10 protein-coding genes are annotated in these 13,411 nt (G+C 58.0%); 5 read left to right on the plus strand and 5 right to left on the minus strand.

The window, feature by feature from the left end; genetic code table 11:
• The first annotated feature begins 19 nt into the window (after nucleotides 1-19).
• The gene (locus JMN36_RS06515) at nucleotides 20-3,400 is read left to right on the plus strand and encodes a bifunctional [glutamine synthetase] adenylyltransferase/[glutamine synthetase]-adenylyl-L-tyrosine phosphorylase (protein WP_221924044.1); all 3,381 of its coding nucleotides are present in this window, start codon (nucleotides 20-22) and stop codon (nucleotides 3,398-3,400) included.
• Between the two features lie 144 nt (nucleotides 3,401-3,544).
• Nucleotides 3,545-4,156, plus strand: coding sequence for a GtrA family protein (locus tag JMN36_RS06520; RefSeq protein WP_046203035.1), 612 nt, complete (start codon nucleotides 3,545-3,547; stop codon nucleotides 4,154-4,156).
• Here the strand turns inward: JMN36_RS06520 and JMN36_RS06525 are convergent.
• On the minus strand, nucleotides 4,153-4,668 hold the full coding sequence (locus JMN36_RS06525) for a MarR family winged helix-turn-helix transcriptional regulator (protein ID WP_221924045.1): 516 nt from the start codon (nucleotides 4,666-4,668) through the stop codon (nucleotides 4,153-4,155). The two genes, JMN36_RS06520 and JMN36_RS06525, sit on opposite strands and share 4 nt — an antisense overlap.
• A 360-nt stretch (nucleotides 4,669-5,028) precedes the next feature.
• Here JMN36_RS06525 and JMN36_RS06530 point away from each other — a divergent pair, with 360 nt between their 5' ends.
• Together JMN36_RS06530 and thrC are read left to right on the plus strand one after the other, a co-directional pair.
• Nucleotides 5,029-6,786: a pyruvate dehydrogenase gene (locus tag JMN36_RS06530; RefSeq protein WP_012731341.1), complete on the plus strand. Its 1,758-nt coding sequence runs from the start codon at nucleotides 5,029-5,031 to the stop codon at nucleotides 6,784-6,786.
• Between the two features lie 87 nt (nucleotides 6,787-6,873).
• Nucleotides 6,874-8,322: a threonine synthase gene (gene thrC, locus JMN36_RS06535; protein ID WP_221924046.1), complete on the plus strand. Its 1,449-nt coding sequence runs from the start codon at nucleotides 6,874-6,876 to the stop codon at nucleotides 8,320-8,322.
• A gap of 122 nt (nucleotides 8,323-8,444) precedes the next feature.
• Here thrC and glnA read toward each other — a convergent pair whose 3' ends face one another.
• The gene (gene glnA / locus JMN36_RS06540) at nucleotides 8,445-9,881 is read right to left on the minus strand and encodes a type I glutamate--ammonia ligase (protein WP_046203033.1); all 1,437 of its coding nucleotides are present in this window, start codon (nucleotides 9,879-9,881) and stop codon (nucleotides 8,445-8,447) included.
• Nucleotides 9,882-10,136: 255 nt separating this feature from the next.
• On the opposite strand from glnA, the gene JMN36_RS06545 reads away from it, so the two are divergent.
• Nucleotides 10,137-10,682 (plus strand): RDD family protein, encoded by a 546-nt coding sequence (locus JMN36_RS06545; protein ID WP_221924047.1) that lies wholly within the window; start codon nucleotides 10,137-10,139, stop codon nucleotides 10,680-10,682.
• Nucleotides 10,683-10,685: 3 nt separating this feature from the next.
• On the opposite strand, the gene JMN36_RS06550 is transcribed toward JMN36_RS06545, so the two are convergent.
• From JMN36_RS06550 to lipB, 3 genes are read right to left on the minus strand one after another with little or no spacing between them, the layout of a single operon-like run.
• Nucleotides 10,686-11,456 carry a DUF4191 domain-containing protein gene (locus JMN36_RS06550; RefSeq protein WP_046203031.1) on the minus strand — a complete coding sequence of 257 codons (771 nt, stop codon included), beginning with the start codon at nucleotides 11,454-11,456 and terminating at the stop codon, nucleotides 10,686-10,688.
• A gap of 47 nt (nucleotides 11,457-11,503) precedes the next feature.
• Complete coding sequence (gene lipA / locus JMN36_RS06555; protein ID WP_221924048.1) at nucleotides 11,504-12,547, minus strand: lipoyl synthase; 1,044 nt, start codon at nucleotides 12,545-12,547, stop codon at nucleotides 11,504-11,506.
• Between the two features lie 39 nt (nucleotides 12,548-12,586).
• Nucleotides 12,587-13,354: a lipoyl(octanoyl) transferase LipB gene (lipB, locus tag JMN36_RS06560; RefSeq protein WP_046203029.1), complete on the minus strand. Its 768-nt coding sequence runs from the start codon at nucleotides 13,352-13,354 to the stop codon at nucleotides 12,587-12,589.
• Nucleotides 13,355-13,411: the final 57 nt, after the last annotated feature.

Below are 13,411 nucleotides of genomic sequence, written 5' to 3' on the forward strand. Positions count from 1 at the left end.
CACGAAAGCACGTGATCTTATGACTTTCTTCCCCGCTCCCCACCGCCCCCCCGAACCACGACTCCGGACGGCACGCGGAACACGATCTGCCGTGCCATCACCGTCCACCTTGGGTTTGACCAGCCCTCACGCAGCGTCCGACCTGGAAAAACTGGGGTGGGATAACCAGGAGTCGCTTGGCCTCCTGTACCTCCTGGCCAATGTCGGCGACCCGGAATTGGCTCTCAACACCCTTTACCGGCTGAACGAAAATCTCAAGCCGAGTTCCGACGAGGCCAGTGCGTTTCTTGACGCGATGCTGAACAACGAGGTTGTGCGGTCGCGTGTGCTGGCGCTGGTCGGGGGCTCTACTGCGCTCGGGGATCACCTGGTTGCGAACCCCCACCTGTGGACATCATTCGCTGACCCCATCCCGCACAGGGAAGAAATGATGGCAGCGATGCTGTCGTCGGTCGAGGCGGAACCGATTGCGACACCAGGAGCCGAGGAGTCGGAGGCGTCCGAGACGTCGGATTTGGCTGAAGGCAGTGACGAAGGGAAGAACGAAGCGGGGGCCTCAACCAGCACGCCATCGTCCACGACATCGTCGCAGCAAAGTGAAGGTTCTGCCCGAGAAGGATCAGTCGATCCCCGGATTTCCCAGGCCGGGATGTACCGCGCAGGAATAACCGGTACCGCGGCATATACCCAGCTCAAGATGACGTACCGGACGCTGTTGATGCGCATCGCCGCCTCCGATTTGGCAAGCACCATCCCGTCCGGGGTTTTCCACCATTCCCAGTCAGACGATGATGACCGACGTGGCTCAGCGCGAGGCGGCAGTTCAGCGGCACACGGGGGAGAGGACGGCAACGAAGGCACAGCCTCGACGTCGCCCAACGAAAAGCGCGCCATGGCTCACCCCATGGGATTCGTCGAGGTCTCAGCCGCGTTATCCGATCTCGCCGACGCAGCACTCACAGCGGCACTCGCGGTAGCCGTCGCCACGGTGTACCCGGACAACAACCCCGTGGATGCCCGGCTAGCGGTCATCGCGATGGGGAAGTGTGGTGCGCGCGAACTCAACTACATCTCCGACGTCGACGTCATCTTCGTAGGCGAGACCGCCGATGCGAAAACAACCCGCGTAGCCAGCGAATTCATCAAAGTCGGCTCCCGATGTTTCTTCGAAGTGGATGCAGCCCTTCGTCCCGAAGGGAAAAGCGGAGCACTCGTCCGCACGCTCGATAGCCACCTGAGTTATTACGAACGATGGGCCGATACCTGGGAATTTCAGGCGCAACTCAAGGCCCGCCCCATGACTGGCGTCATGGATTTAGGCAAAGCCTATGTCCAAGCAATTCAGCCGCACGTGTGGCAAGCCTCCCAACGCGACTCATTTGTTGACGACACTCAACATATGCGGCGCCGAGTCATCGACAATATCCCCAAGGAACAACAAGAGCGGGAACTCAAACTCGGCGTCGGCGGTCTGAGGGATGTTGAATTCGCAGTTCAAATGCTGCAGATGGTTCACGGCCGGATCGACCCCGATCTACGCGTCCGATCGACAATCAGCGCTCTTCAGGCCCTCATCCGCGGAGGGTACGTCGGACGGGAAGATGGTTCGCAGCTCATCGCCTGCTATGAGTTCGTGCGTTTACTGGAGCACAGGCTTCAGCTGCAGCGGATCAAACGCACACACATGCTGCCCGAGCCCGATGACGAGGACGCGCTCCGGTGGCTCGCGCGGTCGTGCGGCATCGGCTCGACCTCCTCCATGACGAGCAGCGAATCGCTCAAGAAGCTCATTTGGCGAGCATCGCGCCAAATTCACAGTCTGCACAACAAACTCTTCTTCCGGCCACTGCTCAATGCCGTCGCTCTTATCGACGACGAAACCGCGCGACTGTCTCCCGACGCCGCCCGTCGCCAGCTGGCGGTGCTGGGGTACCAGTTCCCGGACCGCGCGTATGAGCACCTCAAAGCGCTCGCGTCGGGGACAACCCGGAAGGATCGCATCCAAGCGATGCTGCTTCCCACCCTCATGGAGTGGTTGGGCGACACCTCCGACCCCGATGCGGGGCTCTTGGCGTATCGCAAACTCTCCGACGTGCTGTACCACGACCCGTGGTTCCTGAGGATGCTCCGGGACGAGGGGATCGTCGGCCGTCGCCTCATGCACATCTTGGGGACGTCCCCCTACGCCACGGACCTAATTCTGGCCGCGCCGAACGTCGTCAAACTTCTTGGCGACGGCGCCAACGGTCCGAAGCTCACGGAGGTCAGCGCGTCCACGGTGACGCGATCCCTCGTCACCACTGCGAGCAGGCACAAAGACCCCGACAAAGCGATTGCCGCCGCCCGGTCGCTACGTCGAAAAGAACTAGCCCGCATCGCGTGTGCCGATCTGTTAGGAATGATGTCCCTGGCCGATGTGTGCCACAGCTTGTCCCTCGTGTGGGACGCGGTGCTGGAAGCGGCCCTCTACGCGGAGATCCACGGGTGGACGGCCACACACCCCGACGAACCAATCCCGGCGACCATGACCGTGATAGGCATGGGGCGCCTCGGTGGGGGCGAGTTGGGTTACGGATCCGATGCCGACGTGCTATTTGTCTGCGAACCCGCCCACGATGACGTGAGCGAGGCAGACGCCGTGAAATGGGCCATCGGCATCGGCGACGCTGTGCGACGTCGGCTAGCGAAGCCCTCGCAGGATCCGAGGTTGGATGTTGATCTTGACCTTCGCCCCGAGGGACGTAACGGCCCGACCGTGCGGACCCTGAACTCGTACCGCGCGTACTACGAACGGTGGGGCGAAACCTGGGAAGTGCAGGCGCTGCTGCGTGCGACGTGGATCGCCGGCGATGAAGACTTAGGTCGTCGTTTCCTCCATATGATCGACAAGTTCCGCTATCCGGAGGGCGGTGTGAGCGATGCGATGGTAAGGGAAGTCCGCCGCATGAAAGCCCGCGTCGATGAAGAGCGCCTTCCCCGTGGGGCCAACCGCAACACCCACACGAAACTGGGCCGCGGTGCATTGACCGACATTGAATGGACAGTGCAGTTGCTGACCCTCCAACACGCGCACGAGTACCCGGAGCTGCACAACACGTCCACGATGGCGACCCTCCGAGCTATCGAAAACGTCGGGCTCCTCGAGCCTGAGGACTGTGAAACTCTGCGGACCGCATGGCAAACAGCGACGAAAGCGCGCAACGCCCTTGTCTTGGTGCGCGGAAAGCGGACCGATCAGCTACCCGAGCCGGGTGCTGCGCTGGCGCACACAGCGGGTGCCGCAGGGTGGGAACCCGAGCACTACCAGGAGTTTTTGGACAACTACTTGAAAGTTACCCGCCAAGCGAGGAAAGTAATCGATCGGGTCTTCTGGGGGGAGGATGAGTTTATGCATCGCTGAGTCCCCGTCAGAGGAATCGTAAGAGCGATAAATGTCACGGCGTGGAGTTGTCGACAGGTGTCGCGGATTCGTTAGAGTATCCATGTCTGGCCGGGCCTGGCCGGCGCATGCAGGACATGAGTGACAAAATAGTACGGAGTTAATGTGGGCGAGCGATCATCGATCGTGATTTCCCGGTACGGGAACACACTTATCCAGTTCATCAAGTTTGGGCTGGTCGGCGGCTCGGGAGTCATCGTGAACATGGTGGCTTTGGTGATCGCGAACAAGCTCTTCGGCTGGGGGTTTGATGTCACACCACATGACACCGTGCTCAACCTTCTAGGAACCCGCTTCCACCTGCGCTGGTACCACATTTTCGCAACCATCGCGTTCGTCGTGGCAAACACCTGGAACTTCCAAATCAACCGCTGGTGGACGTTCAAGTCTCATGGCCACGGCCGCTGGCTCCGTGAATTCCTGGCCTTCTTCGCTGTCGGCCTGCTGAGCTGGGTGGTCTCGCAAATCGTGATGACCCTACTGATGAACCCGACGTCCCCGCTGGAACTTTCTCCCCGAATTTTCGACAGCTCCACCGGGCTCCGAAACCAACTGTATTGGGCCAACCTGATCGGTATTTTTGTGGCCATGCCCGTGAACTTTGTGGTCAACAAACTGTGGACATTCAAAGCTGTCCGCGTCTCCCGCGTGCCCGACAAGTATGAATTGTTGACCGAAAAACAACTCCGTGACCGGGAGCTATCCCGCAAAGGCTAAGTCCGCGTAGTCTCCGCTGGCGGGCATGCACACGTGGGTATCTCGGGATTGTTGGTGTGGATAACGTTCAGGAGCCGATCGAAAACACCCGAGAGATAGTCGACGTCGCCATCCTCTAATTGCGCGAAAAGGTTCCTGCGCACCGTGTCGACGTGACCGGGAGCGACGTGTTCAATAGCTTTTCGGCCCTTATCGGTGACAGAGACGACAGAAGCGCGACCGTCGTGGGGATCGTCGTTACGAATAACGAGACCACGTTTCTGCATCCTGCTGACCTGATGTGACAGTCGGCTGCGCTCCCACAGCATACGGTCGGCCAGAAGTGTGACGCGGAGTTCCCCGTCGGGGGCTTCGCTTAAATTGACGAGGACCTCAAAATCTGCGAGGGACAGATCGCCCTCGTTATGGAGTTGTCGGGCGATCACCGTGTTGAGTTCATCATGAAATCGTAAGAACGATCGCCAGACGTGTTGTTGCTGCGGGCTCAGCCAGATCGCGGAAGAATCGGACATGTTGTCATCATACGGTGTAGTAGGTGGCGTTCGCTGTGTAAGTCTGGGCTAGGGTCCGCGCGATGCCTCTCGGTGAAAGTCACATTGAATATAGCCATGTTAGGTAGGTCTCAATTGAATGTTATTCGCGCAGGTAGATAGGTAAAATGCACCTTTGTTAGTTGATGTATCATAAATAGCGGTGTGTACGCGCGGTGAAGCGCGTTGCTCTCTATGTGGCAAGGGGAGTAGACACAGTATCGCGAACGGTTTACCCGGGCTGATCTTTTGATGCATCCTCCATGGAGACCTGTGGAGATCCTTGGAGACCTCAAGCTTGTGGTACCTCAGAAAGTGTTAAGAACCTTAGGAAGGTAATTAATGGCACGTAATGTCGCAGAACAGCTAGTAGATGCCCTAGAAAAGCAGGGCGTTAGCAGAGTGTTCGGCTTGGTGGGCGACAGTCTTAACCCGATTGTTGACGCTATCCGGCAAAGTTCGATTGAGTGGGTTCACTGCTATAACGAGGAGTCTGCTGCTTTCGCGGCCGGTGCTCACTCTGTTGTTACCGGTGAGCTCTCCGTGTGTGCTGGATCGTGTGGTCCGGGTAACACACACATGATTCAGGGGCTGTACGACGCTCACCGCAACGGTGGGAAGGTCTTGGCCCTTGCTAGCCAGATCCCGTCGAAGGAAATCGGTTCCGGTTTCTTCCAGGAGACGCACCCTGAGAAGCTTTTCGAAGAATGCTCTGGGTACTGCGAATTGGTGAACTCAGCTGCTCAGGCGGGTCGCTGTATTCACGCTGCTATCCAGTCGACGTTGGCTGGCCACGGTGTGTCCGTGGTGTCCTTCCCCGGTGACATCTCCATGCAGGAGGCTGTGGAGACCCCGTCGCTGGAAGGTAATTTCTCGGTTCAGAACGGGGAAGTGCACCCCAGCCGGAAGCAGCTCCGCGACCTTGCCGATGCCATCAACAAGGCTGACAAGGTGACGATGTTCGGCGGTATCGGTTGTGCCGGTGCTCGCGATGAGCTGTTCGCCGTCGCGGAGAAGATTAAGTCGCCTGTCGGGCACTCGTATGCCGGCAAGGAAGTTCTGCACTACGACAACCCGTATGACGTCGGCATGTCCGGCCTCCTTGGTTACGGTGCATGTACTGCAGCATTCGACAATGCTGACCTTCTGATCTTGGTCGGTACCGACTTCCCCTACACCGACTTCTTGCCGACGACGCCCACCGCGCAGATTGACATTAACGGTGCTCACATTGGTCGACGCACCCATGTCGAGTACCCGGTTGTTGGCGACGTGAAGTCCACCATGGCGGAGCTGCTCCCGCTGTTGAAGGAAAAGACCGACCGCAGCTTCCTCGATTCCATGCTGAAGAAGCAGCAGCGGAACCTGAAGCACGTCATTTCTGCGTACACCAAGAACGTGTCCAAGCACACGCCGATTCACCCCGAATTCCTGGCGTACAACCTGGACGACTTGGCCGACGACGATGCCATCTTCACTGCCGACACCGGTATGTGCAACGTGTGGCACGCACGCTACATCATGGCCGGCCCGAACCGTCGGCTGCTGGCGTCGTACCGCCACGGAACGATGGCGAACGCCTTGCCACAGGCGATCGGCGCACAGGCTGCGGATCGTAAGCGCCAGGTCATTTCGATGTCCGGTGATGGTGGGCTCTCCATGCTGATGGGTGAGCTGTTGACGGTGAAGCTTCACCAACTGCCCATCAAGATGGTGGTCTTCAACAACTCCACGCTGGGCATGGTCAAGCTCGAGATGATGGTCCAGGGTATCCCCGATTTCGGAACCGACCACGCGAAGTTCAATTACGCTGACATTGCTCGCGCGGTGGGAATCAAGTCCTACCGTGTGGAGGACCCGAAGGACGTCCGCTCGACACTCCAAGAGGCGCTGGCTCACCCAGGCCCAGTGTTGATTGATGTCCAGACCGATCCGAACGCGCTGTCGATCCCGCCGGACATCTCCCTGGAGCAGGTGAGCGGCTTCACCAAGGCTGCTGTTCGCACTGTGCTCGACGGTGGGGTCGGCAAGATGATTAACATCGCGAACTCCAACCTGCGTAATATTCCTCGTCCTTCCGGATTTAAGGGAATTGGCTAGTCACGAAATTGGCTACATTTCGTTTAATTTCCCGATGAATCTGCATCGGGGCATGGTTTAACGCCACAGTCGGCTAGGCTGGATCGGGTGAAATACATCTCCACCCGTGATCCACACCAGTCGCCTGTGGCGTTTTCCGATATTCTGCTCCGCGGTCTTGCACCTGATGGGGGCCTTTATGTCCCCGAGTCCTACCCGCAGTGGAATTCATCCGATTTATCCCGATTCCGGTCACTTCTTAACGACCAGGGGTACCCATCCTTAGCTGCGGAAATTATTTCCTATTTTGTCGACGATATTCCGCGTGAGGATATCGAGCAGATGACTCAGCGGGCTTATCAAGTCCCTCGGTTCGCGGACCCGGATATTGTGCCGGTCAGTGAGCTGGAGGACGGCCTGTTCATCGGCCATTTGTCTGAAGGCCCAACTGCCGCGTTTAAGGACATGGCCATGCAGCTTTTGGGTGAGCTGTTTGAATATGAATTATCGCGACGCTCCAGCACTTTGAATATTGTTGGCGCGACCTCGGGTGATACAGGTTCGTCGGCGGAATATGCGATGCGTGGTCGTCGTGGAATTCGTGTGTTTATGTTGACTCCGCGTGGGCGGATGACGCCATTCCAGCAAGCGCAAATGTTTAGCTTGGATGATCCCAACATCTTTAACATTGCTTTAGATGGTGTATTCGACGATTGCCAGGATGTGGTGAAAGAGATTTCATCAGATGCTGATTTCAAGGCCGAATTCCATATCGGAGCCGTTAATTCGATTAACTGGGCCAGGCTCATGGCGCAGGTTGTCTACTATGTGGCCTGTTGGATTCGCGCCACCGAGTCGAATGAGAGCAAAGTCAGCTTCTGCGTGCCTACCGGCAATTTCGGGGACATTTGTGCCGGGCATATCGCGCGGAGCATGGGGCTGCCCATCGACCAACTCATTGTCGCAACAAATGAAAACGATGTTTTGGATGAGTTCTTCCGCACGGGTAGTTACCGTGTGCGGTCCGCGCGTGAGACTTTAGCGACGTCGAGCCCCTCGATGGATATTTCTCGTGCGTCCAACTTCGAGCGATTTATTTTCGACGTTCTGGGGCGCGACGTTGCCTGCACCGCGGACCTGTTCGGCAAGAGAGTTCGTGAGGGCGGTTTTGATCTCTCAGATGACTCGGCTTTCCCATCGGTGGCGGATAAATTTGGTTTCCGCTCCGGGAAGTCGACCCATGCTGACCGCTTAGCGACGATCAAACGCGTGCATGATGAGTATGGCGTCGATATTGACCCGCACACCGCTGATGGCGTGACCGTGGCGTGGCAGCAGAGAGAGGCGGTCCACACGCCGATTGTCTGCCTGGAGACAGCGTTACCGGTGAAGTTTGCTGACACGATGCGGGAGGCTTTAGGTGAGGAGCCGGAAACGCCAGAGCGCTTTGCTGACATCATGCAGGGTGGCCGGCATGTAGCTGATCTGCCGAATGACGCTAACGCGGTGAAGGGCTTCATTCGCGAGTCCATAGCCAAGTCTGATGTGACGAATTAGCCTCACGGCTGGGGATTAGATGATCCCCTGGAAGACATAGAAAACCCGTTGCCCTCGTTGATATGCGAGGACAACGGGTTTTTCGCGTGCTAGCTGCTGCTAGCTGGCTGTACCCTGGCCGTTTAGCAGTCGTAGTACATTTCGAACTCTTGCGGGGTCGGACGCAAGCGTACCGGCGAGATCTCGTTATCGAACTTGTACTTGAGGTACGTATCCAGCAGGTCTTCGGTGAAGACGTCGCCCTCGGTGAGGAAGTCGTGGTCCTTCTCCAGGGAGGCCAGAGCTGCCTCGAGGCTGGTCGGAGCCTGAGGAATGTCAGCGGCCTCCTCGGGCGGAAGCTCGTAGAGGTCTTTGTCAACCGGAGCGTGCGGCTCGATGCGGTTCTTGATGCCGTCCAAGCCGGCCATCATCATCGCGGCGAAACCGAAGTAGGGGTTACCCGTCGGGTCCGGTGCACGGAATTCGACGCGCTTTGCCTTCGGGTTGGATCCGGAGATCGGAATACGGATCGCTGCCGAGCGGTTACGCTGCGAGTACACCAAGTTGATGGGGGCCTCGAAGCCGGGAACCAGGCGGTGGTAGGAGTTCAGCGTGGGGTTGGTGAATGCCAACACTGAGCCAGCGTGCTTCAGGATGCCGCCGATGTAGTAGCGGGCGGTGTCGGACAGTCCGCCGTAGCCGGCCTCGTCGTAGAACAGCGGCGAGCCGTCCTTCCAGAGTGACTGGTGAGCGTGCATGCCCGAACCGTTGTCGCCGGCGAGGGGCTTCGCCATGAAGGTGGCGGACTTGCCTTCCTGCCATGCGGTGTTCTTGATGATGTACTTGAATGTCTGCAGGTCATCGGCAGCGTGGAGCAGGGTGTTGAACTTGTAGTTGATTTCCTGCTGTCCACCGGTACCGACCTCGTGGTGAGCGCGCTCAAGCTCAAAACCAGCGTTGATCAGGTTGCGGGACATGTCGTCGCGGAGATCCTGGAAGTGATCGTACGGAGCGACGGGGAAGTAGCCACCCTTGATGCGGGTCTTGTAGCCGAGGTTCTCGGACCCGTCACGCTCTTCTTCCGCGCCTCGGTTCCACCAGCCCTCGACGGAATCAACTTCGTAGAAAGCGTTGTTGATGTCGGTGCTGTACCGGACGGAATCGAAGATATAGAATTCAGCTTCAGCGCCGAAGAAGCAGGTGTCAGCGATGCCGGTGGAGGCGAGGTACTCTTCTGCCTTGCGGGCAACGTTACGTGGGTCACGGGAGAAGGCTTCGCCAGTCAGCGGATCGTGGACGAAGAACTTCATGTTCAGCGTCTTCGCTTTGCGGAACGGATCTAGCTGGGCCGTTGCCAGGTCTGGCATGAGGGCCATGTCGGATTCGTCGATAGTGGTGAATCCTCGGACGGATGAACCATCGAAAGCGAGTCCTTCGTTGATGACGTCTTCATCGAAAGCATCGGCTGGAATGGTGAAGTGCTGCTCGACGCCGGGGACATCCGTGAAGCGAATGTCGACGAACTCGACGTCGTTATCTTTGATGTATGTGGTGACATCTTCAGCATTAGTGAAAGCCACTGTGACTCCTCGCAGATTTCTCTCGGTCGGTCGGGAATATCTGTAAGTGACCGAGCATTACTTTCCACTTTAAAGTAAAGGTGTTGCTCTGGGGATAAAGATATGTTTCGTTAATGTTACGTCCTGGACAGACGTGTTCTCCTCCACAAAAGTGGGGGTGCTGGCACAGTGGGGGCGATAGTGAGGGTGCCGGTAACGGCGAACTTACGACAAGCCAGGTGCCGTTGAGAATGTGCGACAGGTAAAGTGCGTCCTATGGCAAAGGATCGGGCACGCGAGCGGAAGAACAATCAGCGATCAGAGCGCACGAGTTGGCTTGAAGGGCCACAAATTCCCGGCGAAAACGATGGGCTTGTTCAGTCTCGATGGCCAGGTGAAAAACTGGGGCTGACAAAGTCAGGCTCGGGGTCGCAAGCGTCGATTATGCGACGGTGCGGGGGAGTGGTCCTGGATTGGCTCGTGTCCATGGCCATCACAGGAATCCTGTTTTACATCGTGGGGCCCACGTCGAGCGACGGAAAACAAACCGAACTGGTGTGGGGCAATTTTGCTGCCACGACGAACATCATCGTTTACGTCGTTGTCGGGATCGTCTCTGTCTGGCTTTTCGCGCGCACCCCGGGCCAGCTGATGCTCGGGATGGGGGTTGCGCGAGTAGATCAGCGTGATGCCCGCGTCGGCTTGTGGCGCGCAGTTGTCCGCACCCTCTTGACGATCTTTATTCTCCCGGCAGCGATCTGCGACTCAGACCTACGGGGCATGCATGACCGTGCAACCGGGACTGTGGTGATCAGGGCGTAGCACTTAGTGCTTGTTTCGCTGTGCAGCCCGACGCGCCCGGCGGTTCATTCCCTTTTGCACCTTGGCTTGGTTCGGGATGGGGCCCTTCGGCATTCCCATGTTGCCGCGGACATTGTCCAGGGACTCGATTCGGCTGGCCAATGAGTCCACTTCTTGCTTCTTAATGTTGCGAGGCAGCCTCATCAAGTGGCGCTGCAGCTTCTTGATGGGGACTTCGTCCTCACCCTCGCCTGACACCACCTCGTAGATGGGGGTATCGCCGACGATGCGGGCAAGGCGACGGCGCTCCTTATCCATCATGGGCTTGATCCGCTGTTTTTCTCCTTCACCGACGAGGACAACACCGGGTGTGCCGACAACACGGTGAACAAGATCCATGTGGTTGTTGACTTGGACACCCTGTTTGGTGACCCATTTCATGCCGACGCCGTCACGCATGTTGTCCAGCGCCCATCCGGCAGCACCGGCTTGTCCAGATGCGCGATCGTAAACCGACCGTTGCAATCGCCGGCTGAAAACAAGCATCGCAAGAGTGGCGCCGAGAATAAGGCCGATGATTAACCACAGCCACTTGTTGCCCCACACGAAACCGAGCAGGAAAAGTAGGACAGCAGGCAGCAGGAGAGCCAGCAGCATGTAGGGGATGAGCTTATTGTCCTGCTTGCGCTGGATGTTGAAAGCCTGCCACATCTGGCTGCGTGTTTGTTTACGCTGTGCCCGTTTAGCGGAGCGCTGGGCCTTCTTTTCTTCCTTTGCGCGGTCGTTCTTCGCCATACGTTCAGGATAGGCGATGGATGTCCGGTCGGTGGAATCAGTGAGCGTTAACGAGCGCCAACTGGTGTCTCGCGGCTGGCTCCGTACTTGGACAGCAGGGTGGAGGCTTCCTGAGAAGCAGTATCGTCGATGCCCTCGCCCAGGTGCCGTAGATTAGCGGGGAGCTCTTCGCCGCGTGCCTTGATCGCCTGCGCATACAGCCGGCCCGCACGGTAGGAGGACCGCACCAACGGCCCAGCCATCACACCAGCAAACCCAAGGTCATGCCCATAATCGCGGTACATAACGAACTCTTCGGGTTTCACCCACCTCTCGATGGGGTGGTGCAGGTTCGACGGGCGGAGGTACTGGGTCACCGTCAAGATGTCGCAACCGGCATCGCGAAGGTCACGCATGGCGGATTTCACCTCGTCAACCGTTTCGCCCATCCCAAGGATCAAGTTTGATTTGGTGACCAAGCCGAAATCACGCGCCTGACGGATGACATCCAGGCTTCGTTCATAACGGAACGCAGGGCGGATACGCTTAAAAATGCGGGGCACAGTCTCCAAGTTGTGGGCAAACACTTCCGGCCGAGCCTCAAACACGGTCTGAAGAAGATCGGGCTTACCCGAAAAATCGGGGGTAAGGTTCTCGACGCCGGTGTTGGGGTTGAGTTTGTGGATTTGCCGGACAACCTCGGCGTATAACCACGCACCCTCGTCGGGCAGATCATCACGCGTAACCCCGGTGATGGTGGAGTAGCGCAACCCAATCTCACGGACATTTTCTGCGACGCGACGAGGTTCGTCCTCATCTAGTGGCTCGGGACGGCCAGATTTAATGTCGCAGAAGTCGCAACGGCGGGAACAGGTATCGCCACCAATGAGGAAGGTGGCCTCACGGTCTTCCCAGCACTCGTGGATGTTGGGGCATCCTGCTTCCTGGCAGACGGTGTGAAGGCCAGCGCCTTTGACGCGTTTCTTCATGTCGCGGAATTCGGGGCCCATGGTTGCGGTAGTCCGGATCCACCGCGGTTTCGCTTCAATGGGGGTTTGGGCGTTCCGTGCTTCGATGCGGAGAAGTCGTCGTCCGTTCGGTGCAACTGCCATGTCTTCTACCTTATTTTTGAGTGTGTCGTCGTACACATCCTACTGAACTTTGATGCGCTTATGTCCATCGTCAGGAATTGTGCTGGTAGTGAGCGGTTGTGTTCCGTCCAGCGCCGCGATAAGAGAGTCCCGTACGAGACCGACGATGTCACGGGGGCGGATATCGCGTCCGAGTTCTTCTGTCAGGGTTGTTACCCCGGCGTCACTGATGCCACACGGGACGATGTGGTTAAAGGGGTCTAGCGAGTTATCGCAATTGAGAGCGAAACCGTGCATGGTAACTCCGCGCGTCACTCGTAACCCTATGGCCGCTATTTTCCGCTCCGGACGCAGTTCTCCGCGGACGACGTCGGTGGGCAGCCACACCCCTGACCGCCCTTCAACGCGCCCAGCGCTGGTCACACCCAGGGTGTGGCACGTGGTGATGAGGGCTTCTTCCAGGCGCCGTACATAATCGACGACATCGAGGGGTTGGGCTAACCGAATGATTGGGTATCCCACCAGCTGTCCCGGTCCGTGCCACGTGATGCGCCCACCTCGGTCAATACGGATGAGCGGCGTGTCGTCATTGTCAGGGAGATCTTCCGGTTGTGTCCGTTTCCCCGCTGTGTACGTCGCGGGGTGTTCGAGGAACAACAACTTGTCGATGCCACGGTCGGGTTCGTCACGTGTGGCGCCAGCCGCATCAGCCCGTTGTTGAGCGTATTCGGCTTGCCGATGCCACATCTCCATATAGTCAACTTGTCCGAGCCATTCGACGTCGTAGTCGGTGTCAACAGCTCGAATGGATCCTTGCTGATAACCCATGTGGTTCATCGTACGCGTGTGGCCGGCCCCCAAATGAGGCCGGCCACATGTTGACGC

The organism is Corynebacterium pseudokroppenstedtii, from assembly GCF_019754945.1.
GTDB lineage: Bacteria > Actinomycetota > Actinomycetes > Mycobacteriales > Mycobacteriaceae > Corynebacterium > Corynebacterium pseudokroppenstedtii.

Coding starts and splice junctions, on each gene's coding strand:
- JMN36_RS06515 (WP_221924044.1), top strand. CDS start 20: ATGACTTTCTTCCCCGCTCCCCACCGCCCCCCCGAACCACGACTCCGG.
- JMN36_RS06525 (WP_221924045.1), bottom strand. CDS start 4,668: ATGTCCGATTCTTCCGCGATCTGGCTGAGCCCGCAGCAACAACACGTC.
- JMN36_RS06530 (WP_012731341.1), top strand. CDS start 5,029: ATGGCACGTAATGTCGCAGAACAGCTAGTAGATGCCCTAGAAAAGCAG.
- JMN36_RS06545 (WP_221924047.1), top strand. CDS start 10,137: ATGGCAAAGGATCGGGCACGCGAGCGGAAGAACAATCAGCGATCAGAG.
- JMN36_RS06550 (WP_046203031.1), bottom strand. CDS start 11,456: ATGGCGAAGAACGACCGCGCAAAGGAAGAAAAGAAGGCCCAGCGCTCC.
- lipA (WP_221924048.1), bottom strand. CDS start 12,547: ATGGCAGTTGCACCGAACGGACGACGACTTCTCCGCATCGAAGCACGG.
- lipB (WP_046203029.1), bottom strand. CDS start 13,354: ATGGGTTATCAGCAAGGATCCATTCGAGCTGTTGACACCGACTACGAC.